General features: G+C 71.2%; 22 protein-coding genes. 8 read left to right on the top strand and 14 right to left on the bottom strand.

The window, feature by feature from the left end:
* Positions 1 to 990 precede the first annotated feature (990 nt).
* Positions 991 to 1,716, bottom strand: a complete 726-nt coding sequence (locus tag ACFXMF_RS35270; RefSeq protein WP_360308884.1) for a DUF4232 domain-containing protein — start codon at positions 1,714 to 1,716, stop codon at positions 991 to 993.
* Positions 1,717 to 2,379: 663 nt separating this feature from the next.
* On the opposite strand from ACFXMF_RS35270, the gene ACFXMF_RS35265 reads away from it, so the two are divergent.
* Positions 2,380 to 2,670 carry a hypothetical protein gene (locus tag ACFXMF_RS35265; protein WP_379988519.1) on the top strand — a complete coding sequence of 97 codons (291 nt, stop codon included), beginning with the start codon at positions 2,380 to 2,382 and terminating at the stop codon, positions 2,668 to 2,670.
* Between the two features lie 569 nt (positions 2,671 to 3,239).
* Positions 3,240 to 4,070, top strand: a complete 831-nt coding sequence (gene erm, locus ACFXMF_RS35260) for a 23S ribosomal RNA methyltransferase Erm (RefSeq protein ID WP_380017717.1) — start codon at positions 3,240 to 3,242, stop codon at positions 4,068 to 4,070.
* A gap of 96 nt (positions 4,071 to 4,166) precedes the next feature.
* Here the strand turns inward: erm and ACFXMF_RS35255 are convergent, their stop codons facing one another.
* On the bottom strand, positions 4,167 to 4,997 hold the full coding sequence (locus tag ACFXMF_RS35255; RefSeq protein WP_379991299.1) for a MerR family transcriptional regulator: 831 nt from the start codon (positions 4,995 to 4,997) through the stop codon (positions 4,167 to 4,169).
* Positions 4,998 to 5,428: 431 nt separating this feature from the next.
* Here ACFXMF_RS35255 and ACFXMF_RS35250 point away from each other — a divergent pair, with 431 nt between their 5' ends.
* Positions 5,429 to 5,746 carry a hypothetical protein gene (locus tag ACFXMF_RS35250; protein ID WP_360308545.1) on the top strand — a complete coding sequence of 106 codons (318 nt, stop codon included), beginning with the start codon at positions 5,429 to 5,431 and terminating at the stop codon, positions 5,744 to 5,746.
* A 29-nt stretch (positions 5,747 to 5,775) separates the two neighbouring features.
* Here the strand turns inward: ACFXMF_RS35250 and ACFXMF_RS35245 are convergent, their stop codons facing one another.
* Positions 5,776 to 6,969: a helix-turn-helix domain-containing protein gene (locus ACFXMF_RS35245; protein ID WP_379991300.1), complete on the bottom strand. Its 1,194-nt coding sequence runs from the start codon at positions 6,967 to 6,969 to the stop codon at positions 5,776 to 5,778.
* A 216-nt stretch (positions 6,970 to 7,185) separates the two neighbouring features.
* Between ACFXMF_RS35245 and ACFXMF_RS35240 the strand changes: the two genes are divergently transcribed.
* Entirely contained in the window at positions 7,186 to 8,127 is a 942-nt protein-coding gene (locus ACFXMF_RS35240; protein WP_360308542.1) for an SGNH/GDSL hydrolase family protein, read from the top strand.
* A 234-nt stretch (positions 8,128 to 8,361) separates the two neighbouring features.
* On the opposite strand, the gene ACFXMF_RS35235 is transcribed toward ACFXMF_RS35240, so the two are convergent.
* The 3 genes from ACFXMF_RS35235 to ACFXMF_RS35225 all read right to left on the bottom strand — a co-directional run bounded on the left by ACFXMF_RS35235 (position 8,362) and on the right by ACFXMF_RS35225 (position 12,569).
* The gene (locus ACFXMF_RS35235) at positions 8,362 to 10,638 is read right to left on the bottom strand and encodes a BTAD domain-containing putative transcriptional regulator (RefSeq protein ID WP_379991298.1); all 2,277 of its coding nucleotides are present in this window, start codon (positions 10,636 to 10,638) and stop codon (positions 8,362 to 8,364) included.
* Between the two features lie 225 nt (positions 10,639 to 10,863).
* Positions 10,864 to 12,249 carry a hypothetical protein gene (locus tag ACFXMF_RS35230; protein ID WP_379991297.1) on the bottom strand — a complete coding sequence of 462 codons (1,386 nt, stop codon included), beginning with the start codon at positions 12,247 to 12,249 and terminating at the stop codon, positions 10,864 to 10,866.
* Positions 12,246 to 12,569 (bottom strand): PadR family transcriptional regulator, encoded by a 324-nt coding sequence (locus ACFXMF_RS35225; RefSeq protein WP_020549346.1) that lies wholly within the window; start codon positions 12,567 to 12,569, stop codon positions 12,246 to 12,248. Before ACFXMF_RS35225 ends, ACFXMF_RS35230 begins: the two co-directional genes overlap by 4 nt.
* Positions 12,570 to 12,724: 155 nt before the next feature.
* Between ACFXMF_RS35225 and ACFXMF_RS35220 the strand changes: the two genes are divergently transcribed.
* On the top strand, positions 12,725 to 13,237 hold the full coding sequence (locus ACFXMF_RS35220; RefSeq protein WP_379991296.1) for a SigE family RNA polymerase sigma factor: 513 nt from the start codon (positions 12,725 to 12,727) through the stop codon (positions 13,235 to 13,237).
* Positions 13,234 to 14,397 (top strand): hypothetical protein, encoded by a 1,164-nt coding sequence (locus ACFXMF_RS35215; RefSeq protein WP_360308530.1) that lies wholly within the window; start codon positions 13,234 to 13,236, stop codon positions 14,395 to 14,397. Before ACFXMF_RS35220 ends, ACFXMF_RS35215 begins: the two co-directional genes overlap by 4 nt.
* 93 nt (positions 14,398 to 14,490) lie before the next feature.
* On the opposite strand, the gene add is transcribed toward ACFXMF_RS35215, so the two are convergent.
* From add to ACFXMF_RS35180, 7 genes are all read right to left on the bottom strand, one after another.
* Positions 14,491 to 15,519 (bottom strand): adenosine deaminase, encoded by a 1,029-nt coding sequence (add, locus tag ACFXMF_RS35210; protein WP_360308527.1) that lies wholly within the window; start codon positions 15,517 to 15,519, stop codon positions 14,491 to 14,493.
* A gap of 71 nt (positions 15,520 to 15,590) precedes the next feature.
* Entirely contained in the window at positions 15,591 to 16,901 is a 1,311-nt protein-coding gene (locus ACFXMF_RS35205) for a geranylgeranyl reductase family protein (protein WP_360308524.1), read from the bottom strand.
* Positions 16,902 to 17,026: 125 nt separating this feature from the next.
* A complete protein-coding gene (locus ACFXMF_RS35200; protein ID WP_360308521.1) occupies positions 17,027 to 17,725 on the bottom strand; it encodes a demethylmenaquinone methyltransferase in 699 nt (232 codons plus the stop codon).
* Between the two features lie 217 nt (positions 17,726 to 17,942).
* On the bottom strand, positions 17,943 to 19,187 hold the full coding sequence (locus tag ACFXMF_RS35195) for an amidohydrolase family protein (RefSeq protein ID WP_379991295.1): 1,245 nt from the start codon (positions 19,185 to 19,187) through the stop codon (positions 17,943 to 17,945).
* Between the two features lie 87 nt (positions 19,188 to 19,274).
* Positions 19,275 to 19,520 carry an LPXTG cell wall anchor domain-containing protein gene (locus ACFXMF_RS35190; RefSeq protein ID WP_380018106.1) on the bottom strand — a complete coding sequence of 82 codons (246 nt, stop codon included), beginning with the start codon at positions 19,518 to 19,520 and terminating at the stop codon, positions 19,275 to 19,277.
* Positions 19,521 to 19,637: 117 nt separating this feature from the next.
* Positions 19,638 to 20,828, bottom strand: coding sequence for a cyclic dehypoxanthinyl futalosine synthase (gene mqnC / locus ACFXMF_RS35185; protein WP_360308512.1), 1,191 nt, complete (start codon positions 20,826 to 20,828; stop codon positions 19,638 to 19,640).
* A gap of 127 nt (positions 20,829 to 20,955) precedes the next feature.
* Entirely contained in the window at positions 20,956 to 21,840 is an 885-nt protein-coding gene (locus ACFXMF_RS35180) for a menaquinone biosynthesis protein (protein WP_360308509.1), read from the bottom strand.
* Positions 21,841 to 22,002: 162 nt separating this feature from the next.
* Between ACFXMF_RS35180 and ACFXMF_RS35175 the strand changes: the two genes are divergently transcribed.
* Positions 22,003 to 23,061 (top strand): hypothetical protein, encoded by a 1,059-nt coding sequence (locus tag ACFXMF_RS35175; protein WP_379992552.1) that lies wholly within the window; start codon positions 22,003 to 22,005, stop codon positions 23,059 to 23,061.
* Positions 23,062 to 23,163: 102 nt separating this feature from the next.
* Here ACFXMF_RS35175 and ACFXMF_RS35170 read toward each other — a convergent pair whose 3' ends face one another.
* Positions 23,164 to 23,658, bottom strand: coding sequence for an Asp23/Gls24 family envelope stress response protein (locus ACFXMF_RS35170; protein ID WP_360308503.1), 495 nt, complete (start codon positions 23,656 to 23,658; stop codon positions 23,164 to 23,166).
* Between the two features lie 234 nt (positions 23,659 to 23,892).
* On the opposite strand from ACFXMF_RS35170, the gene ACFXMF_RS35165 reads away from it, so the two are divergent.
* Positions 23,893 to 24,663, top strand: a complete 771-nt coding sequence (locus ACFXMF_RS35165; protein WP_360308500.1) for an SDR family oxidoreductase — start codon at positions 23,893 to 23,895, stop codon at positions 24,661 to 24,663.
* The last annotated feature ends 78 nt before the right edge of the window (positions 24,664 to 24,741 follow it).

The following is a 24,741-nucleotide window of genomic DNA, read 5'->3' as shown; positions in this document are numbered from 1 at the left end:
CGGACCCGACGACAGCACCCACCCGCTCCGCCGTTGCCGGCGCCTTTCCGGCAAGCAACACCCACCTCTCGCCGGGAAACCCAAGGCTCCCGGCCGCCGGTGACGGTGGGACCGGGCCCATCTCCGCCGGTCCACGTCGACCGTTTAGCACTGAGCCATCCGCTGTCGACCAAGGCGCGACCGCCGGCCGCGAACGCCCGACCAACCCGGGAAGGCTCCCCGGCGGACCTGACGAAGGCACCCTCCCGCTCCGCCGTTGCCAGCGCTTTTCCGGGCGAGCAATGCCCGGGTCTCGCCGGGGAACCGAGGGCTCCCGGCCGCCGGTGACGGTGGGACCGCGTCGCTCTCCGCCGGTCCACGCCGACCGTTCAGCGCAAAGCCACCCGCGCCCAACCCGACCAAGGCGCGACCGCCCGCCGCGAACACCCGACCGACCCACCCGGAAAGGCACCCACCGACCCCCCACAAAAGCACCCACCGCGATCAGTCCTGTTTCTCCCAGGACCACCCAACCGCTCTGTGGATCGACCCCAGTTCCTCCGACCGAGGATCGAACTGCGTCGAAGTCGCCGATCTCGGGACAGCAGGTAGGAGTGCCGGACGCAAAAGCCCACATCGGTGGGGCGGTTGCCAGTGGCTTAGGGTCTCGTCTGGTCCTGTGACGTTTCTGGTCTGGGGCGAGGGGATTCCTCGGATGGCTGGTGGGCGGCCTGGAATGGTCGTTGTTACCAGTCGCGTTGCCGTAGCAGTGGCGGCCACGGTCGTTTCGGCAGCGCCGCCGCCGACGCCGGCACCAGCACCGATCGACGGAATCCGTCGGCGGGTGCAAGCCGGCGCACCTCGTCCAGGACCCCCACCCGAGCGTGAGCCGTCGCGGAGGAGCGGCCGGGCCCTTGCCATCGGCGATGCGGCGGCAGTGTGGCCGGGCCCAGCGCTGTGCGGTGGGGTGGGCCCGGGAGGTTCGTCGGTGTTGCCGCCGTGTGGGGTGGGTCAGCCGCCCTGGCCGGCGCTTCCCATCGGGCCGACCGTGACCGGGGAGCCGGCGCCGTCCGTGACGGGCAGTGTGGCGGCGCCCGGCCACTGGAGGGTGACCGTCTTCGTCTCACCGGGCGGGGTGATCTGCAGACCCGTGATCCGGACACCGGAACCACCCGACTCGCCGATCGGGTAGTGGATTCCGAACGACACCGACTGGCCGCTCTTGAGAAGGATCGGGACGATCGGCTCGCTCGTGCGCTTCGCCGACAGCGGCCCCTCGCTGGTCTTCAGGTCGACACCCGCGAATCCGGACATCGCACAGTCGTGACCGATGTTCTTGAACGTCACCGCGACCGTACGGTCGTTGTCGCCCCCGATGGTGGCGTCCTGCGCGGTGATATTCAGGTCGTCGGTGAAGCACTTCCGGATCTCGCCGTTCGCGCCGGTACCGGTCCCACCGGTCCCACCGGTCGTACCCTGCCCGCCGGAGCTCTTCCCGGCGGACGTCTTTCCGGTGGATTCCGTCTTGCCACCCTGGTTGCCGCCTTGGTTGCCACCCGTGGTCGAGGAGCCGGCCGGGGCGGCCGCCGGGACAGTCGCCGGAGCCGGCGCGGCTGCCGGCGAAGTGCCCTGCGCGGCGCCCGAGTTCTTGTCCGTCTCCTGGCACGCCGTCGTCAGCATGATGCCCCCGAGGAGGGCTGCCGAGACGAGAACGGCCTTACGACGGTTGCCGAACATATGAAAGACCCCTTGATATCCGGTGATCGAAGCCGAAGCGATCTCGACTCCTCGGTGTGCCTGCTCAATCACTATGTAGTGACCACGGATCGCAGGGATACCGACGTCGTCGGTCCACAACACCGCTGTCGCAGACCGGTGACATGGTCACGAAGCGAAGAAACAAGACCAGAAAACCCGGTATGCCACAATTTGGAGCCCGAGAAACGACACACCCAACCCGACGACAACCTTCGTGCCCCGGCCCGACCAACGGGCCCACACGAATACCACCGCCCCGCAGCACGATCGCCGTCCCCACCGTCGGCGCGGTGGCACACAACCCCCTCGCCACACGCCTCTCCCCAACGAACCACCCTCCGTCGCCGCGCCGTCCGGCCCCGACCGAGCGAGACGGACACCCGCTGCCCGACCCCGCACATTCGGCCCGGACCACACCTCTCCGGCCCGAGAGGGGCTCCGCCCGGTGCATCCGAATACACGCAACTGCTCGTAACAATCGGAACTCGGCCCGGACGGGGAATCGGAAACACACGGGCCCTCCCCCGCCTCACCATCGCGAGTCGTCGGCGCGCCATGAGGTCGGGCGCATGCCGGGGAGGCGGCTGCAGACAGCGGTCGTGGCGCGGATGGCCCTTCTGTCGTGGCCGATACCTTTCCACCATGGGGAAGAGGCGGCCGTATTGGCGCGCGTTGGGGACGCCGGCGACACTCATGCTGTATCGCACGCCGGAACGGTGGCGATATGCCATCTACTTCGCCCCGGGAGGCGTCGCCTGCGGAGGTCTCGACGATCCCCCGCCGTCATCCAACCCGGGGGGCGCGCAGGTGGCCGTGCACCGCGGAGCCGAAGAATTCACGCACCGCGAACTCGAAGTCACCTGGAACGAAGCCGACGAGCCGGACCGGTGGACCGGCGTCGTCACCAACGCCGGCCCGCTCCCGCCCCCTTGACAGGCCGAGTGCCCCACTGCGGGTGTCGCCACGTCGAAATGCCTTGTCGCGGGGATGGTCGGCGGCGATGCTGAGGCCATGCCAGGGCAGCGGAAAAGGAAACAGCGGGAGCAGGAGCGGCAGCGGCGGGACACCGTTCGCTTCGCTCCCGACGCGGGGCACTGGGAGGTGATCTTCGCGACCGAACAACATGCGGAGCTACGGGCTCACCTTGGAAAACTCCGTGCCGAGGACGAGCAGTTCGATATGTCGACCATCAGGATCGACCAGTTCTGCGGACGGTTGATATATCCGTCCACTTACCAGTTGAGCCGATTCGTGCCGAACTCCACCTCCACCCCGACCTCGCGAGTCGACGGGCCCGCGACCCCCGGCGGGAAATAGTTCGAGGGCGCCACAGCCGGCGGGCTATGGTCGGGGCATGTTCGCTTCCGCTTACACGAGGACTCGCCGCTTCTAGCGGCGGCCGAGGGCTTTCGTCTCTCCTGGTTCCGCCGCACTTCGGGTCCATACGCCGGTGCGGCCATTTCGTGTTGCCCGGTTCCGAACTGCCTTTGCGGAGCCCCTTCGTGCCTTATCCCACTCATGGTGGACGTCATGAGCTCGGTCAGAACTTCCTCGTCGATCGTGCCGTGATCGCACTTTTCGAGGACCTTGTCGCGCGTACATCCGGGCCGATCGTCGAGATCGGGCCCGGAGACGGTGCGATCACGCTGCCGTTGAGTCGGACCGGTCGGGCGATCACGGCGGTGGAGCTCGATCCGAAGCGGGCTCGGCTGCTGGCCCGGCGAGTCCCCGGACACGTCGAGGTCGTGGCCGCCGATGTGTTGCGGTTCCGGTTTCCGCGCGAGCCACACACCGTGGTGGGCAATCTGCCGTTCCACCTGACCACGCCGGTGTTGCGGCGACTGTTGGAAACGGAGCACTGGCACAGCGCGGTCCTGTTGGTGCAGTGGGAGGTGGCCCGGCGGCGGGCGGGCGTGGGCGGGGCCACGATGCTGACGGCGGCCTGGTGGCCCTGGTACGAGTTCGGGTTGCACGCCCGCGTGCCGGCGAGGGCGTTTCGGCCGATGCCGTCGGTGGACGGTGGGCTGTTGACGATGACCCGCCGGGATGTGCCGTTGGTCGAGGGCCGGCCGGGTCCGTACCAGGAGTTGGTGCGGCAGGTGTTCACCGGCCCGGGGCGCGGGTTGCGTGAAGTGCTGGGTCGGACCGGGCGGTTCGGGGCCTCCGCGCTGCGCGGGTGGTTTCGGGAGGAACGGGTGCCGGCGTTCGCGTTGCCCAAGGATCTGACGGCGGGTCACTGGGCCTCGTTGTGGCGGCTGGTCGATGCGCCCGTACGCGGTGGGCGGCCCGCCCAACCCGTACGCGGTGGGCGGCCCGCCCACCGGGCACGCTGACGGTCGTCGTCGTCCGCCGGTGGTCCACCGGCGCCGGGTCGTACGTGTTCGTGATGCCGTCCGACCCGGCGCCGTCCGTCGGCGACCCGGGTCGGATCAGGCCGGCGTGATCGGCTCCTGGAGTTCCGTCACCCACTGCTCCTCGTCCTCGGGACATTCGAGGTACAACTCCCGGGCGTATCCACCCGATCGATACCCATGCCCGTCGATCCACCGGGCCATCGCCTGGACGCCGGTCATCACGTTGTCCATCGAACCGCGATGTACGTACGTCGCGGCCGTCCCGATCTCGGGCAGGTCCACGATCGCGAAGTCGAAGTCGGCGCGGGGCTCGGCCTCGACGGTCAGGCCGGCGTGGATGACGACGGTGTCGTCACCATCCGACGCGGCGTCGTAGTAGGCGATTGCGGGACCGGTCGCCGGCACGCCGGCAGCGTCGAGTCGGCGACACAGTTCGTCGTACAGCGGGCCGATGATCGGCCCGATCCCCTCCGGCCCGTCGGCGTCGGCGGTGGTCGTGGCGGTCAGTTCGGCAACCCGCACGGCGGGGATGCGCTTGATCACGATGTCGTCGGTGGGCATTCGTCCCTCGGTTTCGATCGTCCGGAGCCTCGCCTCGACCCGGGCCAGTCGCATTGCGTCCGCCGCTACCGTGGCGGCGAGTTCGGCCCGCCGCAGCCGCAACATCCCGCGAAGTTCGTCGACGTTCACCTGTTCGTCCAGGATGCTCCGCACCTGGTCGAGGGTGAAGCCGAGGTCCTTGAGCGCGATCACGCGGTTGAGCCGGGCGAGTTGGCCCGCCTGGTAGAAGCGGTAGCCGCTTGCCGCGTCGACGTGGGCGGGCCGCAGCAGCCCGATCGCGTCGTAGTGCCGCAACATGCGTACCGATACCCGACCGTGCCGGGCGAAGTCTCCGATGGTGAACATGACGCCTCCCAGTGCACGGCCTCACACCGTGTCAGGGTCAAGCGCGCGGCCCTCCCGCGCCGAGCGCAGCCGGACGCCCGTCCACTCCTCGACCACCAACCACCCGCTCCGAGTGGGCAGGCGCGACCGGATGCCGGCGGCGGTCGGGATGCCGGCACCGAAGCGGACCTGTTGCAGGTTCGCGTGACGCAGCCCACCGAACCCTGCCGAACAGCAGGGCGCAGGCGGTTTCCCATCCACCCCGTGGCCGCCCCCTCCCGGTCACCCGTCCGGGTCGCTCATGCCGGGACCCACAACCTCCGATCGGCTGCGGCAGCGGCAGCGGCGGCCCGATCGTGTCGGTCGTCTCCGAGCGGTTCGACCGGTGCCGGCCGGGCCCCACAGTGGCCCTCACCCCACCGGCCCGACAACTCCCACCCCTCCGCGCGCACATGCACACGCACGCTGCCCGGTACGACCTCCGCCCCGCAGCCCCGGCACATCACCGCGACGTCGAGTTCGTGGTCGCCGTGTCGGAACTCCACCGGCGGCTCCCCGGCCGGCCGGCGGTCACCCCACGCGGCCAGGGTCTGGAGTACCGGCGCGAGATCGCGGCCCCGGTCCCGCTACCAGGACCGCCCACCACGCTTCGAGTACCACCCGACCTCGAAGCCGGGCGATACGAGGTGCTCGTCGATCACTACGGCCGGGACGCCAAGGCCGCCCTGTCCGCCGACCCAAAGGCGTTGTATCCGGCCCTGCGCCGCTGACCCGGCGAACCCCCGCCGCCTGAACCACGTCAACCCGGCGGCCTCGGCCCCAACGTCCGCCGCGCCACCAGGGCCGCGTTCAGTCGATGCAGGTCCTCGGCGCGGTTCGGGGAGAGCCCGATCAGGCCGGTCAACCGGCGAATCCGGTAGTCGACCGTGTTCGGATGCAGGTGCAGGGCGCCCGACGTCGCCCGGCGGTCGCGGCCATGCGCGAGGTAGGTCTCCAGCGTCAGCAACAGCTCCGGCCTGCCCTCCAGCGGCGCGAGGAGGCCGGCCAGTCCGGCCAACGCGGCGCTCGGACGGCTGAGTTGGTAGTCGAGCAACACATCGGTGAGCAGGTACAGGCCCGGACCGCGGCCGGTGTCGCGGATCAGCCGGAGCACCTCGGTGTTGCGGTCCACCGCGTCCGGGATGCCGGTCGGCTCGGCGAGTGCGGCCGAGGCGGTGATCGCGGTGTCGGCCGCGTCGGCGGCGCGGGCGATCAGGGCGCGTACGTCCGACCAGTCGGGCGCGGCGTCCATCGGCAACAACGCGGTCCCGCCGCCCGGGTCGAGCGCGGTCAGCGCGGAGCGGCCGGTGAAGCCGTCCAGGGCCTGCCGGATCCGGCGCAACTTGCGCCGCGCGGCGATGGCGGCGCAGGGGCCGAGGCGGGCCTCGTCCGGATGAGCGGCCAGGACCAGGGTCAGGACCAGGTAGTGGGCGGCCGGGCGCACCCCCGTCCGACCGGCCACGGTGTCCGCCGGCTCCCCGGCCAGCAGGGCCGCGAACAGTGCGTGTCGGCCGCTCTGTTCCGGGCCGTCCAACAGGCGGCGGGCCTCCAGGTAGGCCGACGCGACGCCCGCGACGATGGCCCGCTGTATGCCGAGCAGATCCGCGAACAGGGCCAATACATCCGCGAGTTCCTCGGGGCGCGCCTGATCGGTCATCTCCCGCCAGCACATCTCGATGCCGATCTGATACGCGGTCAGTATCGCGTCGAGCGGTACACCCTCCTCCGCCCGCTGGGCCGCCGAGGCGCACTGTGGCGCAAGGTCCGGATCGCCCGCCCCCGGCCGTCCCTCGACCACGTCGGCGAACAGCCGCACCGTGTGCTGCACGATCTCGGCGATGTCCCCGGCCAGTTCCTCGGCCGGCAGCGCCGCGTAGGCGGGCAACTCGGCCGGCAACCGCTCCAGCACCTCCCTGGTCAACCGGGGCGCGCCGGCCCGCAATCGAGCCGCCACCGGGCGCCCGCCGATCCGTAACGGGCGCTCGGAGCGCGGCCGATCGGAGGCGACCCGCGCACCGGCCGCGACCGACACGCCGGGTGGCCGGTCCCCCGACGAGTTGTCACGTGTCACAGGCACCTCCCGGAAAGTCTGTGTTACTCACCAGTTAAGCCGCTGTGTCCGAGTCTGCATGATGACGCGTGGGACATTCCACGACCGGCGGGAGTCGTCATGAACTCTGCTGCACGCACGAGGAGTCGGCTGCACAGCAGTCCCCGGAGCCCACGCCGACGCCTGCGCGGGTTCGCGCGCGGGACGGCGGCGGCGATCGCGACGAGCGCACTGGCCCTGTCCGGCCTGGTCGCCGCGACCGCGCCGGCGGGCGCGGCGGATCGGCAGGTCTACGTCGCGCTCGGCGACTCGATGGCCTCGGGTCCGCTGATCCCGGGCATCACCGGGCCACTGGCCTGCGGCCGATCCACCAACAACTACGCACACGTACTCGCGGCCCGCCTGAACGTCGCCGAGTTGCGGGACGTCACCTGCAGCGGCGCGGACACCAACGACATGACGTCCCCGCAACACCTGTCCCTGGCCGGCATCGACATGGGCGAGGCGCCCCCGCAGTTCGACGCGCTGGGTACGGACACCACGCTGGTCACCCTCACCATCGGCGGCAACGACGTCGGCCTGGTCGGCGTGGCCCAGGGCTGCGCGACACTCGACCCGTTCGCGACTCCGTGCAAGGAGCGCTGGACGGCCGGCGGCGTCGACCAAATCGCGCAACGCATCGACGCGTTCGCCCCCAAACTCGGCGCCGTGCTGACCGGCATCCACCAGCGCGCACCACAGGCCCGGGTCGTGGTCACCGGCTACGGCCTCTACATCAAGCCCGGCGGTTGCTGGCCGTACCAGCCGGTCCTCGGCGTCGACGCGGACTACCTCCAGGGCAGCGTGAACCGCCTCAACGCGACGATCGCCGCCCAGGCCGCCGGCCACGACGCCACCTACGTGGACGTGGCCGGCCCCAGCACCGGCCACGACGCCTGCCAGGCACCCGGCGCCAAGTGGCTGGAGGGCTACGTCCCCACCGACCTCGCCGCCCCGCTCCACCCCAACCGCCGGGGTGAAGCCAACTACGCCGCCATCATCGCCGGCCACATCCCCGCGTAGGCACCCGTCGGGCCCGGCACGGCCGACACGGCCGCCCGCGCCGGACAGCCCGCCCCCGGGGCCCGATTCCCGCGTGGCACACGACAGGGCCCCCTCGGCTTCGTCCGAGTGGGCCCTGTCGCCCGTTCCAAAAGACACCAGAAAGCACCAGAAAGCACCGGAAAGAACCGAAAAGAACCAGAAGACGTCGGAAGGCGCGCCGGAAAACACCGGACCGCCGACGCCGTCCCGACCTCACTCGTGGCTGTGGTCCCCCGACTGCGCCAGCGAGCGTTCCGCGCCTGCCTCCATCTCCTTGCGGGTCGCCTCGTCGACGACGCCCGAGCGGTCGAAGGCCACCAGGGCTCCGCGCCACAGCTCGGCCGCCTCGCGGTAGGCGAAGTGGATCTCCGCGTCGAGTGCGGCCAGCCGGGCGAAGTGCGTCGCCTTGGCCGCCGTCGCGCGCGAGGCCGAGGCCAGGTAGTGGTGCGCCAGGGCCGCGACGTCCCGGGGTCGGACGGCCTCGATCGCCTCGGCCGTGCGCGCGTGCATCCGGGCCCGGCGCAACTGGGACAGGTCCTCGTACAGGGTGTCCCGGACCAGCGCGTGGGTGAACCGCAGTTGGCCCGCGTCGGGTTCGACCAGCAGGCCGGTCAGCAGCGCCGACTCGACCGCGTCGAGCACGGTGTCCTCGTCCGTGCCGCTCTGCGCCAACAACACGTCGACATCGATGTCCCGGCCGAGTACGCACGCCTGCTTGAGCACCTCCTGGGCGGCCTTCGGCAGCCCCGCGACGTGCCGCCGAATCACGTCCCGCACCCCGACCGGGACCTCGGACACCGCCGCGTGCGCCCCCTCGGCCGCGAGCACCCGCGCCGTCTCCAGGACGTAGAACGGGTTGCCCGCCGTCCGGTCCACGATCGCCCGCACGGTGTCCGCGTCGATCGGCGCCGAGACCGCCCCGCGTACCAGGTCGGCGACCGCCTCCGGGGCCAGGCCGGTGAGTTCGATGCGTTCCGGACCGCACCGCGCCAACCGGGCCAGCGCGTCGGCGAGCAGGTCGCCGACCTCGTTGTGCCGGTAGGTGACCACGAGCAGCACCCGCCCGGCCGCGTCCCGGTCGGTGGCCAGGTGGCACAGCAGCGCCAACGTCTCCTCGTCCGCGCGGTGCACGTCGTCCAGCACCAGCAACCACGGCGTCTCCGCACCGGCCCGGGCCAGGTAGCCCACCACCGCCTGATGCAGCCGCAGCTTCGCCGCCGCCTGGTCGCCGACCGGGACGAACGAGTCGGCCAGCAGCGGGGCCAGCACCCGCGCGGTCTCCTCGTCCGGCGGGCTCACCGCCGCGAGCGTGCGCAACATCTGGGTCCACGGCCACCCGGCCGGCGCGCCACCGGACTCCGGGCAGCGCCCCCAGGCCGCCCGCCAACCCTCGGCGGCCAGCAACTCCCGCACGTGCTCGGTCAACGCGGTCTTGCCCTCGCCCGGATCGCCGCTGACCAACGCCACCGCGAGCCGTCCGTCGGCGCGCTTGGCCGCGGCCAGCAGCGTCGCGGTCTCCTCGGCCCGGCCGATCAACGTGGTCGTACGCGCCACGAACTCGCCTCCCGTCGCATCACCGGAAACGTGCTCGGGAACAGGCCCCGAAACAGGCCCGGAACCCTGTTCCAAGACAACCGTCGAGGAGCCCTGAACCGCCCCCGGCTCCTCCCGAACCACCGACCCGACCGCCGCCGCCCCCGCCACACTCGGCAAAGCCGTCGGCACGTCCAACTCCGCCGCGTGCGCCAGGATGTCCGCCTCCAGCCGCTGCAACCGCGCGCCGGGCTCGACCCCCAACTCCTCGCGCAGCGCGGTTCGTACCCGGCGCAACACGGCCAGCGCGTCTCCCTGCCGCGCGCATCGGTACATCGCCAACGCGAGCAACCGCCAACTCTCCTCGCGCAGCGGGTGCGCGGCCGCGTGCGCCTCCAGGCCCGGCACGATCCCGGACGCCTGCCCGATCGCCAGGCCCGCCTCGGCCCGGCGCTCGACCGCGACCAGGCGCAACTCCTCCAGCCGGGCCGCCTCCGGCCGAGCCCACGGTTCGTCGGCGAACTGCGCGTAGGCCGGCCCGCGCCACAGGTCCAGCGCCGCGGTCAACTCACGCAGCGCCTCCTCGGCGGCGCCGGCCGCCAACAGCCCGCCGGCCCGGTGTACCAGTGCCTCGAATCGCCACGCGTCGACCTCGTCCGTGCCGACCCGGAAGGCATAGCCCGGCGGCGCGGTCACCAGCACGGTCGAGGGTGTGCGCGGCGCCCGGTCGGGTTCGAGCGCGCGGCGCAGGTGCGACACGAAGGTCTGCACGGAGCCGAGCGCGCGATGCGGCGACTCACCGTGCCACAGGTCCTCGATCAGCCGGTCGACCGGTACGACGTGCCCCCGCGCCAGGACGAGCCGAGCGAGAACGGCCCGATGGCGCGGGCCGCGCAGGTCGGCCGGTCGGTCACCGTCCCACGCTTCGAGCGCTCCCAGAACACGAAACGTCAGCATGGATAAGAGACCTTACTGATGCGTCACGAGCGGCCGAGCGGCGGCCGGGGGCTGAAGTCGTCCGGCCGTTGTCCCACGTCGCGGTCAACGCCCACTCGACGCGCGATGAACGCCCTTGCCGTCCTCCTGCCGCCCACTCGCCATCCACCCGACACGACCGGCCCGGGACCGGGCGATCGACGACCGCCGGTCCCGGGACCCGGGTCGAGGCCCGAGCCCCGGGCCTCAACTCCCGCTCTGTGCGGGCGGGGTCGACGGCTGCCCGGTCTTCGGGTTCGCCTCCGAGGCGGGCGGGGCCGAGTTCGGCGGCACCGGCGCGGTGGTCGGGTTCACCGGCGGATTCGGCTTCGCCGAGACACCGGCCGAGGGAGCCGACGACGGGGCCTCCTGCGGCGGTTGCCCACCGGGCTGCGGCACCGTACCGGCCACCGGATTCGCCGAGGACTGCCCGCCCGGTCGGACCGGGATCGCGATCGTGAAGGGTGCGGTGCCCTCCTCGACCCGGCAACCGGTCGCTCCCGGTTCGAAGACCACCCGAGGCTGCGGGAACGGCAGGGTCTCCCGGTTGGGCACCGGGTTCCGTCCCTCGGCGTTGTGGCACCGATAGTTGTAGTCGTCGCCGGCGAGCCCGAGTTGCTTACCGTTCTGGTCGAAGAGCAGGACGTCCTTGAGCGGACGCCCCTGTGCGTCGAAGGGATAGATGTTCTTCAGCTGTTGTCCGTCCAGGGTGCCCAACAGGACGCCGGGGTCCAGTGGGTGGCCGTCCCCGGTCGAGCGGTATTCCGAGTACCGCGGGCTGGTGTCGCCCACGTACTGGATCGAGTCGGTTCCCGGCGTCAGTTGTCCCGCGCCGAGGATGCCGACCGCGCCCCCGATCACGAGCGCGTTGACCGGCAGTGCCACCCACAACAGCCGACGATCGTGCGCCGCGCGCGGGCCCAGCCACAACGACCCGGCCAGGGCCAGGACACCGGCGCAGACCGGCCACCACACGCCACCCGCCGCGACCCACGCGAGCGCCGCCACGATCAGCGCCCGGGCGACCCACCACGCGCTTTGCAGACCGATCAGAAAGCGCACCGGTTCCGCCCATCGGCCCGTGCGCAAGGACTCCCCGTAGGCCCCCAGGCGTTGGGTGATCGACAGCGCGGCGATCTCGGGCAGTCCCGGCCCGCGGCCGCGCATCCACAGTGCGTTCAGTGCCTCGACAGCCAGGCCCAGCAGACAGGGAAAGATCCACCACCGGCCCTGCGCGTCGTCCTGCGAACCGATCCCGAAGCCGGCCACGAGCGCCGAGCCGAGCACCACGAGCAGTCCCAGACACAGGAGTTCGACCTTGCCGAAGCGGGCCGAGCGCTTCGAACCGGGCGGCGTCAGCGGCGGATAGCCTGCCGCCGCGCGGAGTTCGGCCGCGTACTCGTGCGGGGTGCCCAGCCGGGTGCGCAGCGACTCGGAGGTGACCGCGCCGTCGAGTTCGGCGACCACCTCGCTCAGGTTCACCTCGACGTCGTCCAGGATCTCCTCCGCCTCGGCGGCCGGCAGGTCGGCCAGAATGCGGGCGACCTCGACGCGGTAGTCCTCCGCGACGGGGTGCAGTGCGGTGTCCTTCATCGGGTCTCCCCCACCAGTTCCGACATCGTCCGGGCGAACGAGTTCCACGTGTCGGTGGACTCCCGGAACCGCTCTCGGCCGGGCTCGTTCAAGGCGTAGTACTTACGGTTCGGGCCTTCGTCGCTGGCCACCACGTAGGACGTGAGGAGCCCGGCGTTGTACAGCCGCCGCAGCGTGCCGTAGACCGACGCGTCACCGACGTCGTCGAGGCCGGCCTTGCGCAACCTGCGCAGTACGTCGTAGCCGTAGCCGTCTTCTTCGCGCAGTACGGCGAGCACCGCGAGGTCCAGCACTCCCTTGAGCAACTGACTCGGATCCATGACCCCTCCAGCTCTTGTGCGTTGCACGGTACCACGCAATGCGTAGTAGTGGTCGAGGCAATCGCCCGGACCCGTTCGGCCGGCCGGCCGCACAGCAAATCGGGCTCCGGCGACGTTTGTTGGGTGTGGAGGCTTCCGAACAAGGGACGGGCAGAATGCGGTTCGAGGACTTCGCGGCGGCGCGACTGCCCGCCCTGCTGCGTTACGCGGTACTGCTGTGCGGCGATCGGGAACTGGCCCGCGACCTCGTGCAGGACGCGCTGACCAAGGCGCTGGTGCGCTGGAAACGCATCTCCGCCCTGGACCGACCGGACGCGTACGTACGCGCCATGGTCACCAACGAATTCCTGTCCCTGCGCCGACGCAAGGCGGTCCGCACCGTCGCGCTGACCCACGAGACGTCGGCCGGCCCCGATGCGCCGACCGTCCCCGACCACGCGCAACGCTTCGGCGTCGGCGAGGACCTGTGGCACCGCCTGGCCGAACTCCCGCGCCAACAGCGCGCCGTGCTGGTGCTCCGTTACTACGAGGACCTGGACGACGACGAGATCGCCGCCACCTTGAACTGCCGTCCCGGCACCGTACGCGGCTACGCCTCCCGAGCCCTGGCGACGCTGCGGCTGGAGCTGACCCGAACCCCGGCCCCGACCCACGGAGACCCGACGTGACCGATCTCGAAGATCTCGCAGCCACCTTCACCGACCACGAACACCTCGCGCCGAGCGCCGACGGCCTGATCGAGGCGGCGCAGGCCGGCGCCCGTCGAATCCGCCGACGCCGGCGCACGGGCGTGGGCCTGGCCGCGGTGGCCGCGGTCGCCCTGGGGGCGCTGGTCCCCTGGACCCTGTCCGGATCCGATGGCGGCGACGCGACGAACCGGCCCGGCCCGGCGGCGATGCCCCGGCCGCCGGCCGTCGACATCGACACCGTTCCGGGCGCCGGCTACCTCCGCATCGGGTCGGGCTTCGACGGTCCACGCGCCTACGCCGGCTTCCTGGGCGGGGGTCGATTCCCGAGCGGTCGGGTCACCGTGCAGTCGGCGACCACCCTGGACACCGCGCTGCTGCGGGCCGGCGAACCGATCACGATCCAGGGCCGACCCGCCTTCTACCTACCGGGGTTCGTCTTCGCGGACGACGCCTCCCAGGGCCAGGAGTCCGCGAACAGCGGTCCGCTGCAACCGGGTTCGGTTGTCCCGAGCACACCCGCGGCGTCGCACAGCCGGGTCGCGGGTGCGGCGCCGAAGGCCCGCGACGTCACCGAACCGGTCATCGCGTGGGCCCACGACACCGACACCTGGGTGCTGGTCTTCGGGAGCACGGACCGTACCTCGCTGACCGACTTCGCCGAACGCATCCGAATCGCTCCGGGGCCGCGGACCCGCACCCCGTATCGGCTCGGCGCCCTGCCCGCCGGGTTCGTCCCGACGGCGGGCACGGGCACCCGGGAGTCCACCCTGGCCCTCGCCCCCGCGCCGGACCCGACCGCCGCGCGCCGGACGCCCTGGCAGCCGGGCGCCAACGCCAACCCCGGGACCTTGCAGATCCGGGTCGAATCACGCGGGCCCGACACCGGCCGACGCCCAACCCGCCCGGGGCCGGCGACCCTCGTTGCCGGCCACGACACCTGGTACCTCACCGAATCGGACGACAACACGCGGGTCCCCGCCGACGGCGCCGTGCTCCTCGCCGACATCGGCGCCTGCTCGTACACCCTGACCACGCGGGACCGGACCCTGATCCCCTACTCCGCCCTCACCCGCCTGATCGAGACCACCGAGTACCGCGACTGCGCCGACCCGAACACCTGGGTCGACCCGACGGGCTGATCACCAAGGTCACGCCGAAGACTGAACTCCCTTGCGGACAAGGGAGTTCAGCGAAATCCACCGACCGCGGCCGGCCCCGGATCCCGGTCGGCTTCAGCTCGCGCCCGCACCCACGTACGCGTGCAGCTCCGCCACATACCCGTCCCGCACGTCCTCCGGCAGCCACGAGATCGCGAACGCGTTGTACTCGAAGCGGGCCACCTCGGCGTGGGTCAGGTTCAGCGCAGCCTGGGTGCGCTCCAGGTTCTCCTGCACGTACGCGTCCATGTAGGCGGGGTCGTCCGAGTTGATGGTGACCAGGATGCCCTCGTCCAACATCCGCCGGATCTCCTGCTCCTTGATCCCGTCCACGACGAAGGAGTTCGACACCGGGCACACCGTCAGGCCGAGGCCGCGTTCCTTGATGGCCGCGACCAACTCGGGGTCCTCCAGCGCGTTCGAGCCGTGGTCGATGCGATCCACGCCGATGTCCTCGATCGCCTGGCGGATGTGCTCGACGCTGTTCTCCTGGTCGACGTCGCAGTGCATGGTCAGCCGGTATCCCTCGGCCCGGGCCCGGGCAAAGACCGCGGCGAACTTGGCCGGCGGGTTGCCGCGCTCGTCCGAGTCGAGCCCGATCCCCACGATCCACTCCCGGTACGCCAGCGACTGCACCAGCGTGGCCATCGCGTACTCGGCCTGGAAGTCGCGCAGGAAGCACATGATCAACTGGGCCCGGATGCCCAGTTCGCGCCGCGCGTCCCCGATCGCCCGGGTCAGCCCGCGCACGACCACGTCGAACGGCACGCCGCGGCCGGTGTGCGCCTGCGGGTCGAAGAACATCTCCACGTAGCGCACGTTCTGCGCCGCGGCCTTGCGCAGGTAGGCCATCGCCAGGTCGTAGAAGTCCGGCTCGTGCACGAGGACCCGCATGCCCTCGTAGTAGACGGTCAGGAACGAGGCGAGGCTGTCGAACCGATACGAGGCCCGCATCTCCTCGACCGAGGAGTACGGCAGCTCGATCCCGTTGCGCTCGGCCAGCGCGAACTTCAGCTCGGGCTCCAGCGTGCCCTCGATGTGCAGGTGCAGCTCGCACTTGGGCAGTCCGGCGATGAAGTCGCGCATCTCACGGGCGTCTTGCATGGGAGCAGTCCTTTGGGGTCGTAGTGGTGGTGCGCCGCCGAGCCAAGCACACCACCACCACTACGCGCGCATCACGCGGCCGGGGCGATCCGCACCATGCCGTTGATGATCCGGTCCATCGCGTCGCCGCCGCGCGGGTCGGTCAGGTTGGCCAGCATCTTGAGCACGAACTTCATCAACATCGGGTGCGGCAGGCCGTGCTTGGTGGCGAAGTTCATCACCCGCGGGTCGCCGATCAGCTTCACGAACATCCGACCCAGCGTGTAGTAGCCGCCGTAGGTCTGCTTGAGGATGCGCGGGTAGTCGTACAGCGCCCGCTCCCGGCCCTCGGGGGTGAGCCGGGCCACCGCCTGGGTGATCACCTGGGCGGCGATCTCACCGGACTCCATCGCGTAGGCGATGCCCTCGCCGTTGAACGGGTTGACCATCCCGCCCGCGTCACCGACCAGCAACAGGCCCTTGGTGTAGTGCGGTTGGCGGTTGAAGCCCATCGGGAGCGCGGCGCCCCGGATCGGGCCCTCCTGGTTCTCGTCGGTGTAGCCCCACTCCTCGGGCATGCCCGAGACCCAGCCCTTGAGCAGGTCGCGGTAGTCGATGTCCTTGAACGCGGACGAGGTGTTCAGCAGCCCCAGACCCACGTTCGAGGTGCCGTCGCCCATGCCGAACACCCACCCGTAGCCGGGCAGCAGCTTCTCCTGGCCGTCCCGGCGGTCCCACAGCTCCAGCCACGACTCCAGGTAGTCGTCGTCGCTGCGCGGGGACTTGAAGTAGGTGCGCACCGCGACGCCCATCGGGCGGTCCTCGCGGCGGTGCAGTCCCATCGCGAGGGAGAGCCGGGTCGAGTTGCCGTCGGCGGCGACCACGATCGGCGCGCGGAAGACGGTCTCCTCCTTCGAGCCGTTCATCCGCACGTTGACGCCGACGATGCGGCCGGTGCGGTCGTCCAGGATCGGGCCGGTGACGTTGGCCCGCTCGTACAACTTGGCGCCGGCCGCGGACGCCTGGCGGGCCAGGATCTCGTCGAAGTCGGCGCGCTTGCGGACCAGGCCGTGCGCGGGGTAGCTGGCCAGGTCCGGCCAGTCCAGCTCCAGGCGCATGCCGCCGCCGAGGATCCGCAGACCCCGGTTCGGCAACCAGCCGGCCTCGACCGAGGTGTCCACGCCCATCGCGATCAGCTGCTTGGTGGCGCGCGGGGTGAGCCCGTCGCCGCAGACCTTCTCCCGGGGGAACGCGGTCTTCTCCAGCAGGATCACGCTGACCCCGGACTTGGCCAGGTGATACGCCGTGGTCGATCCGGCCGGACCGGCCCCGACCACGATGACGTCGGCCTCATGCGTCGAGTCGGCGCGCTTGGTGGTTGTGACGGGCGCTGCGTCGGTCACGGACGACTCCCCTGGAAGTCTCTGCGGCAGTGCCGAAACCGGGACGGTTTTGGCCGGACAAGTCTATGAGGCGCGGGCGCGAGGCCGGCCTGTGGCACTCGCCGAACGCGTGGCCGGCCTCGGGCTCACTCGGACGGTCGGAAGCCCCGGTGCAGTGCGACCACCCCGCCGGTGAGGTTGCGCCAGGCCGGATGCGCCCAGCCCGCCTTGCCGATCAGCGCCGCCAGACCGGGCTGGTCGGGCCAGGCCCGGATCGACTCGGCCAGGTAGACGTAGGCGTCCGGGTTGCTGCTGACCGCGGTGGCCACCGGCGGCAGCGCCCGCATCAGGTACTCCACGTACACGGTCTCGAACGGGCGCCAGGTGGGCCGGCTGAACTCGCAGACCACCAGTCGTCCGCCCGGCCGGGTCACCCGCAACATCTCGCGCAGCGCGCCCTCGGTGTCGCTGACGTTGCGCAGGCCGAACGAGATGGTCACCGCGTCGAAGGTGGCGTCCTTGAACGGCAGCCTGGTCGCGTCGCCCGCGGTGAACGGCAGCTCCGGGTGCTTGCGCTTGCCCTCGCGCAGCATGCCCACCGAGAAGTCGCACGGCACCACGTCCGCGCCCGCGTCCCGAAAGGGCAACGAGGAGGTGCCGGTGCCCGCCGCGAGGTCGAGCACCCGCTCTCCCGGGCGGGCGTCCACGGCGCGTGCGACGGCCTTGCGCCAGGACCGGTCCTGGCCCATGGAGAGCACGGTGTTGGTCAGGTCGTAGCGCGCCGCGACCGCGTCGAACATCGACGCGACTTCACGCGGTTGCTTGTCCAGGGAGGCTCGGGTCACCCGGCCATCATCTCGCGCCGGGCCGGGCGCGCGTGCCCGGGGCGGGCAACGCGGCGGGCGCGTCGGGTGGAATACCCGACCCGCCCGAAACCGTCGTGCCGTGCGTCGACGCCGCCGACGGCCGACGCGAACCGCCGACGCCGCCTCGGCCGCACCGACCTGCCGCGACGATCGTGCGACCACCGCCGACCACCACGCCCGCTCGCCGTCGCCGGCCTCAGCGCCGATGCACGAGCCGCCCGCCGAGCACCGTGGCCACGCACGACCCCGTGCCGTGTGCGACCAACGCCGCGTACGGATCGCCTTCCGTCGGCACGTCGAACACCGCGAGATCGGCCGAACCGCCCGGGCGCAGCGTGCCCACGCCGTCCAGGCCGCCCAGCGCCGCCGCGCCGCCGACGGTGACCGCCTCGACCAGCCGCCGATCCAGGTCGTCCCTGCGGTATCCCTGCCGGATCGCCAACTCCCGGACCGCCGCCGCCTCTTCCCACAGGTCGAGGGACGGCGAGGAGGCCGGCGAATCGGTGCCCAGCGCGATCGGCGCGCCCTCGGCGAGGTAGTCGGCGACCGGCGGCTCCCCCGCAGCCAGGATCGCGTTCGAACGCACGCACAACGCGACCGCCGTGCCGTGCTCGCGCAGCAGCGCACGATCCTCGGCGGCCAGATGCACCCCGTGCGCGACGTGCACGTCGGGGCCCAGCCCGTCGAATCCGGCCAGGTAGGCCGCCGGCCCGCCGCCGCTGCCGCCGTCGAGCAACTCCAGGGCCATGCCGATGGCCCGGTTCAACTCGGCGAACCGGCCGGTGCCGTGCCGGATGAACTCGGCCTCGTGCGCGGTCTCCGCCAGATGCGGGTGCAGCCGCAACCCACGCTCGCGCGCGATCGCCACACACTCCTCGAACACCGCCGTGCCGACCGTGAACGGGGTGTGCGGCGACACGCCCAGCGCGCGCCCACCGCTCGCCCCGTCCAGCGTGTCCAGGAACGCCGCGCGCCGCCCGCCCGCCCACATCGCGTCGTCCGCGATCACCTCGACGTAGCTGATCCCCCGCAATCCGGACCGGCCCACCGGCACGAGCACACACGGATCGGTGACCACATCCGCCGCCGCCGTCGTCCCGGACCGCAACATGTGATGCACCCCGCGCCGCGCGCTCTCCTGCCACATCACCTCGGAAAACTCGGCCCGCCGCGCGGTCAACACACGAATCCACTCCGGAAAGGCCAGCCCGGACAACGCCAGATCCCCGAAGTCGGTGTACTGCAGGTGCGCGTGCGCGTTCACCAGCCCCGGCGTCAACACCCCACGCCACACCCGCTCCCGGGCCCCCGCCGTCGCCAACTCCCCCCGCGGACCCACCGCGACGATCCGCCCGTCCTCCACGAGCACGGCACCGTCACGAATCGGCTCCGCCCCGACCATCGACAGGACAACGGGCGCAACATGCAGGGTCGACGACATGCACCCATCATCCCAAGCCCCCCTTCGACGCACGGAACCGCCGTCGGGCCGGAGCCCGACGGCGGTTCGTGTCGCGACGTGTCGCGGTTACGCCCGGCGCGTCCCGCGGCGCTTGCGGGCGAAGAGCACGCCACCGGCACCGACCACCACGAGCGCGGCGGCGGCCCCGCCGATCACCGTGATGTCGTTGTCGTCGTCCGCGCCGGTCTCGGCCGGCTCGGGGCGCTTGGTCGGTTTGCTCACCGCGGGCGCGGCCGTGGTGGGCGTGCCCGTCGGCTTCACCTCGGTGGGCTTGGTGCTCGGCCCGGTCGGGTCGACCCGGTTCGAGTACACCGTGCGAGTGATTCCCCACCCATGCGGAAAACGGAAAACCCGCCCATTCGAAGGACCGGCGGGTCGTCCAATGGCAGAAGAAGGTCTACACAGGCCCAACCACCCCGTCAACCCCTGTCAGCGGGCGTCGACGACCTTCAATTCGGTGCGGCCGGTGGGGCCGTCGAGGGCGGTGGAGGAGAGGTGCGAGACCACCTTGTCGTCGACCGGGTCGTTCGCCGGGTCGTCGTGCACGATCAGGTGGTTGTAGGTGGTGTCGCGCTGGGCCGGGATGCGGCCGGCGGCGCGGATCAGGTGCAGCAGCTCCATCCGGTTGGAGCGGTGCCGGGCACCGGCCGAGGAGACCACGTTCTCCTCCAGCATGACCGAGCCCAGGTCGTCCGCACCGTAGTGCAGGGTGAGCTGGCCGGCCTCCTTGCCCGTGGTCAGCCACGAGCCCTGGATGTGCGCGACGTTGTGCAGGAACAGTCGGGCGACCGCGATCAGGCGCAGGTATTCGAGCAGGGTGGCCTGCGTCTGCCCCTTCAGGTGGTTGTTCTCCGGCTGGTAGGTGTACGGGATGAAGGCCCGGAAGCCGCCCGTGCGGTCCTGCACGTCGCGGATCATCCGCAGGTGCTCGATGCGCTCGGCGTTGGTCTCGCCGGTGCCCATCAGCATCGTCGAGGTGGACTCCACGCCCAGCCCGTGCGCGGTCTCCATGATCTCCAGCCAGCGCTCGCCGGACTCCTTGAGCGGCGCGATCGCCTTGCGCGGGCGCTCCGGGAGCAACTCCGCGCCGGCGCCCGCGAACGAGTCCAGGCCGGCCGCGTGGATCCGGGTGATGGCCTCCTCGATCCCCACCCCGGAGACCTTGGCCATGTGCGCGACCTCGGAGGCACCGAGCGAGTGGATGACCAGCTGCGGGAACTCGGCCTTGATCGCGGCGAACGAGCGCTCGTAGTACTCGACGCCGAAGTCGGGGTGGTGCCCGCCCTGGAACATGATCTGCGTGCCGCCGAGTTCGACCGTCTCCGCGCACCGGCGCAGGATGTCGTCGATCTCCCGGACCCAGCCCTTCTCGCTCTTGGGCGGGGCGTAGAACGCACAGAACTTGCACGCGGTGACGCACACGTTCGTGTAGTTGATGTTGCGCTCGATGATGTACGTCGCGATGTCGACGGTGTCCGCGTAGCGCGCACGTCGCGCGGCGTCGGCGGCCCGGCCGAGCGCGTGCAGCGGTGCGTGCACGTACAGGGCGAGTGCCTCGTCGGGCGTGATCCGCCCACCGCCGGCGGCCCGGTCCAGGACCGGCTGGAGATCGCTGATCACGGGGAAGCCTCCGCATGGAACGAATACGAGTGGAACGATCGCGCGTACGACGAGTGCGCATCGAGCGGACGAGCGCCGAGCCGGTGGGCACGGCAGGAATGCTCGGGAACGAGCCTATCCGGCGCGCTCACGAAAGCTGCGGGGCGTCGAGCAGCCGCACCCGCACATCGGCCGCGTATCCGGTGTCGTGCGCGGTCCGCCGGGCGAACTCGGCCATCCCCCGCAGGTGTCGCTCCCCGAGCGAGTAGTCCAGCGCCTCGGTGTAGTAGCGCTCCAGCGTGGCCGCGTCGAACGCCTCCCACCGGGCCACGTGCTCGCAGACCTTGTCCACCTCCTGCATGCACAGGTCGCGCGACTCCAGGAAGGCTTGATGCACCGCGTGCACCTCGTCCGGATACGCCTCCAGGAAGTCCCGGCGCGCGGCCCACACGGCGAACACGAACGGCAGCCCGGTCCACTGCTTCCACTCGTACGCGAGGTCGTAGACCAGCAGCCCCAGCCGCGGCGCGTCGTACAACGTCGCGCGCAGTGCGACGTCGCCGATCACCACCGCCGCCTCCGCCTCCTGCATCATCAGGCCCAGGTCGGGCGCCGAGGTGAAGAACTCGGGCCGCACCCCGTACTTCTCCTCCAGCAACAGCCGGGCCAGCCGAACGCCCGTACGACTTTGCGACCCCAGCGCGACCCGGGCGCCGTCGAGCCGGTCGATCGGCACCTGGCTGACCAACATCACCGACATCACCGGTCCGTCGGCGGCCACCGCGATGTCCGGGAGCACCACCAGGTCGTCCGCGTGGCGCAGGTACTCGACCACGCTGATCGGCGCGATGTCGAGGTCGCCGCGCACGAGGGCGTCGTTGAGGTTGTCCGGAGTGTCCTTGGTCAGGTCCAGATCCACCAACGAGCCCGTGCGGGCCAGGCCCCAGTAGATGGGCAGGCAGTTGAGGTACTGGATATGGCCTACCCGGGGTCGCCGGCGGCCGGCTTGCGGCGCGTTGTCCACAGTGTCCATCCCCGCAGGTTATGCCCGGGTGCGCGGATCGCCGGTACCGACCCGGGTGTCACCGAACAGGCACAACACCGCGCGCGCGGCGGTGGCAGCGGCGTGCGAGTGAGACTCTCGGATGCCGGGCCGATTCCACGGCGGTCCGACTACAACGACGGAGGAAGCGCGATGCACTCGTCCCCGGGCTCGTATCCGGGCCAGGGTGGCGGCTACCCGCCCCCGCCCCCGCCCTACGCGTCCACGCCCGCCCCGCCACCGCCCGCGTACGACCCGGGCGGCCCGTACCAACCGGGCGGCCCGGGCGGTGCCGGCTCCTACGGTCCGCCGCCGCGGCAGCCCGCGCGACCCGCGTACGGCGCGTTGCGCGGCACCGTCGCCGGGATCAGCCTGGTGCTCGCGGTGCTGCTGACCATCCCGGCGTTGTCCGCGCTGTGGTTGCGCTGGGAGGTGGTCTCCGAGCAGGGGTTCACCGACAACGCGGTCGCGCTGATCGACGAGTCGGCGATCCGCACCGAGGTCGCCCGGCTGATGACCGAAGAGGTGATCCGGCAACTCCCGCCGACCGTACGCGGCCAGGTGCCGCGTGACGTGGTGCAGAGCGCGGTGCTGGAGGAGATCGCCAAGCCCTCGTTCAAGGCGATCTGGAAGGACGGCATCTCCACCGCGCACGACGTGGTGATGTCCTCCATCCTCGGCCGGGACAGCAAGAACGTCACGACCGACGGCGACAAGGTGGTGGTCAACCTCAAGAGCCCGCTGGACGCGGTGGTGCCCCGGCTGAACAAGGCCGGGATCCCGGTGTCCAAGGCGAGCCTGCCCACCAGCATCCCGATCGACCTGGCCCAACTGCCGCACGCCTCCGAGGCCAAGCAGGGCCGGGACGCCTTCCAGGCCGTCGACGACGCGGGCAAGTGGCTGCCGATCCTGACCCTGGTGTTGTTGCTGGTCGGCCTCACCGTCGCGGTGAACCGCTTCCGCGCGCTGATCATGACCGGGGTCGGTCTGTTGGTCACCAGCGGCCTGTTGCTGCTCCTGAGCTCCGCCGCGAGGGGACCGATCGCGGACGAGCTGGAAACCAGGAACACCCTGAACCGGGCCGGCATCGAGGCGATCTACGACGTGTTCACCGATTCGTTGACCACGATGGCCTGGTCGGTGTTGGCGGCCTCGATCGTCGCGATCGTGCTGGGCGCGGTCGGCCTGGGCCTGCGTGGTCGCCGGCGCTGACGAAACACCGACGTTCGAGCGGCACACAGGGCGGGCCCGGGGCGATCCCGGTCCCGCCCTGTGCACGCGGCGCGGCGCGGCTCGGAGCCGCCGCGCCCGGACTCACGCCAGGTTGCGCGAGGACGTGTCGTCGTCATCCTGCTCGATGTGGATGTCGTCCACGGAGATGTCCACCTCGACCACTTCCAGGCCGGTCATCCGCTCGATCGACTCGATCACGTGGTCGCGCACCGCGGCGGCGACCTCGGCGATCGGCGCGCCGTACTCCACCACCAGGCTCAGATCGACCGCGCACTGCTTCTCGCCGACTTCGACGCCGACGCCACGCGCGACGTCCGGACGCCCGCCCGGCACCGCCTTGCGCATCGCGGCGAAGGCCCGGGAGACGCCGCTGCCGAGCGCGTACACGCCCGGGATCTCGCGCGCCGCCAGCCCGGCGACCTTGGCCACCACCCCGTCTGCGATCGAAGTCCGCCCTCGGTCCGTGGCCAGCGCGGCCACCTCGGTGAGATGGCCGGAGCCGCTCGTGGATCGTTCGGTCCGTTCCGAGTGGGCGACGGTGCTCTTGTCGGGCGTGTGGGCGGGTGAGTCTGCCATGGCTGGAACCTCGTCTTTCGCCGCTTCGTGAGAGGTGGGGGCTCCTCTTCACATGAGGTGTGACCCCTTCCCGATCGATTCGTCACGCAATCCGGGCGAATTAATCCGATCGGCCGCGAAAGTGCACTGGAACATGTTTCATTTCACTCCCGGCCAACCGTTCAGGAGGCTTGCTCCTGCGTGTCGGAACCACTTGTGATGGGACCCGTACACCCCGTTCAAGGAGGAAACACTGTGGAGCGGTTCCAGGATCGGCGCATCATCGTCACCGGTGGCGGCTCGGGCATCGGCCAGGCCACGGTGCTGCGGCTGCTGAGCGAGGCGGGCACGGTACACGCGGCGGACGTCAACGCCGAAGGGTTGGAGAAGACCCGCGCGATGGCGGCGGAGAAGGGCGTGGACGCCCGACTGAGCACGGGCGTGCTGGACGTCTCGAACGAGGACGCGGTGGGCACCGGCGTGGCCGAGGTGGTCGAGCGCCTGGGCGGCCTGGACGTGCTGGTGAACGCGGCGGGGATCCTGCGGGCCGGTCACACCCACACGTTCCCGCTGGAGAAGTGGAACCAGATCATCACCGTCAACCTGACGGGCACGTTCCTGATGACCCGCGCCGCGTTGCCGCCGCTCCTGGAGACCGGCAACGGCGTGATCATCAACTTCAGTTCGACCTCGGCGAGCTTCGCCCACCCGTACATGGCGGCCTACGCGGCGAGCAAGGGCGCGATCGACGCGTTCACCCACGCGATCGCCCTGGAGTACAGCCGCCAGGGCCTGCGCGCGGTCAACGTCGCCCCCGGCAGCATCTCCAGCGGCATCGTCGACGACACCCCCAACCAGGTGCCGGACGACGCCGACTGGGAACTCTTCGGCAAGCTCATGCCCATCATCGGCGAAGGCATGGCCCACCCGGACGTCATCGCCGGCATGATCGCCGCCCTGGCCTCCGACGACGGCAAGTTCGTCACCGGCACGTCCCTCCGCATAGACGGCGGCACCCACGCCTGACCCCCTCACCGCCGGCCAGGCCCACCCGGCCCGGCCGGCGCCCGAGGCGAACCCACCCCCCCCGGCACACCAGGCCCC

Origin of the sequence: Embleya sp. NPDC059213, from assembly GCF_042754445.1 — a bacterium.
In the GTDB taxonomy this organism is placed as follows: Bacteria; Actinomycetota; Actinomycetes; order Streptomycetales; family Streptomycetaceae; genus Embleya.
This window is presented reverse-complemented; position numbering and strand designations above follow the sequence as displayed.

Bases quoted from the DNA above. Each gene is read 5' to 3' on its own strand.
- ACFXMF_RS35240 (WP_360308542.1), top strand. From the start codon at position 7,186: ATGAACTCTGCTGCACGCACGAGGAGTCGGCTGCACAGCAGTCCCCGG.
- ACFXMF_RS35235 (WP_379991298.1), bottom strand. From the start codon at position 10,638: ATGCTGACGTTTCGTGTTCTGGGAGCGCTCGAAGCGTGGGACGGTGAC.
- ACFXMF_RS35225 (WP_020549346.1), bottom strand. From the start codon at position 12,569: ATGGATCCGAGTCAGTTGCTCAAGGGAGTGCTGGACCTCGCGGTGCTC.
- ACFXMF_RS35170 (WP_360308503.1), bottom strand. From the start codon at position 23,658: ATGGCAGACTCACCCGCCCACACGCCCGACAAGAGCACCGTCGCCCAC.
- ACFXMF_RS35265 (WP_379988519.1), top strand. From the start codon at position 2,380: ATGGGGAAGAGGCGGCCGTATTGGCGCGCGTTGGGGACGCCGGCGACA.
- add (WP_360308527.1), bottom strand. From the start codon at position 15,519: ATGCAAGACGCCCGTGAGATGCGCGACTTCATCGCCGGACTGCCCAAG.
- ACFXMF_RS35175 (WP_379992552.1), top strand. From the start codon at position 22,003: ATGCACTCGTCCCCGGGCTCGTATCCGGGCCAGGGTGGCGGCTACCCG.
- ACFXMF_RS35250 (WP_360308545.1), top strand. From the start codon at position 5,429: ATGCACACGCACGCTGCCCGGTACGACCTCCGCCCCGCAGCCCCGGCA.
- ACFXMF_RS35255 (WP_379991299.1), bottom strand. From the start codon at position 4,997: ATGTTCACCATCGGAGACTTCGCCCGGCACGGTCGGGTATCGGTACGC.
- ACFXMF_RS35180 (WP_360308509.1), bottom strand. From the start codon at position 21,840: ATGGACACTGTGGACAACGCGCCGCAAGCCGGCCGCCGGCGACCCCGG.
- ACFXMF_RS35270 (WP_360308884.1), bottom strand. From the start codon at position 1,716: ATGTTCGGCAACCGTCGTAAGGCCGTTCTCGTCTCGGCAGCCCTCCTC.
- ACFXMF_RS35230 (WP_379991297.1), bottom strand. From the start codon at position 12,249: ATGAAGGACACCGCACTGCACCCCGTCGCGGAGGACTACCGCGTCGAG.
- ACFXMF_RS35220 (WP_379991296.1), top strand. From the start codon at position 12,725: ATGCGGTTCGAGGACTTCGCGGCGGCGCGACTGCCCGCCCTGCTGCGT.
- ACFXMF_RS35195 (WP_379991295.1), bottom strand. From the start codon at position 19,187: ATGTCGTCGACCCTGCATGTTGCGCCCGTTGTCCTGTCGATGGTCGGG.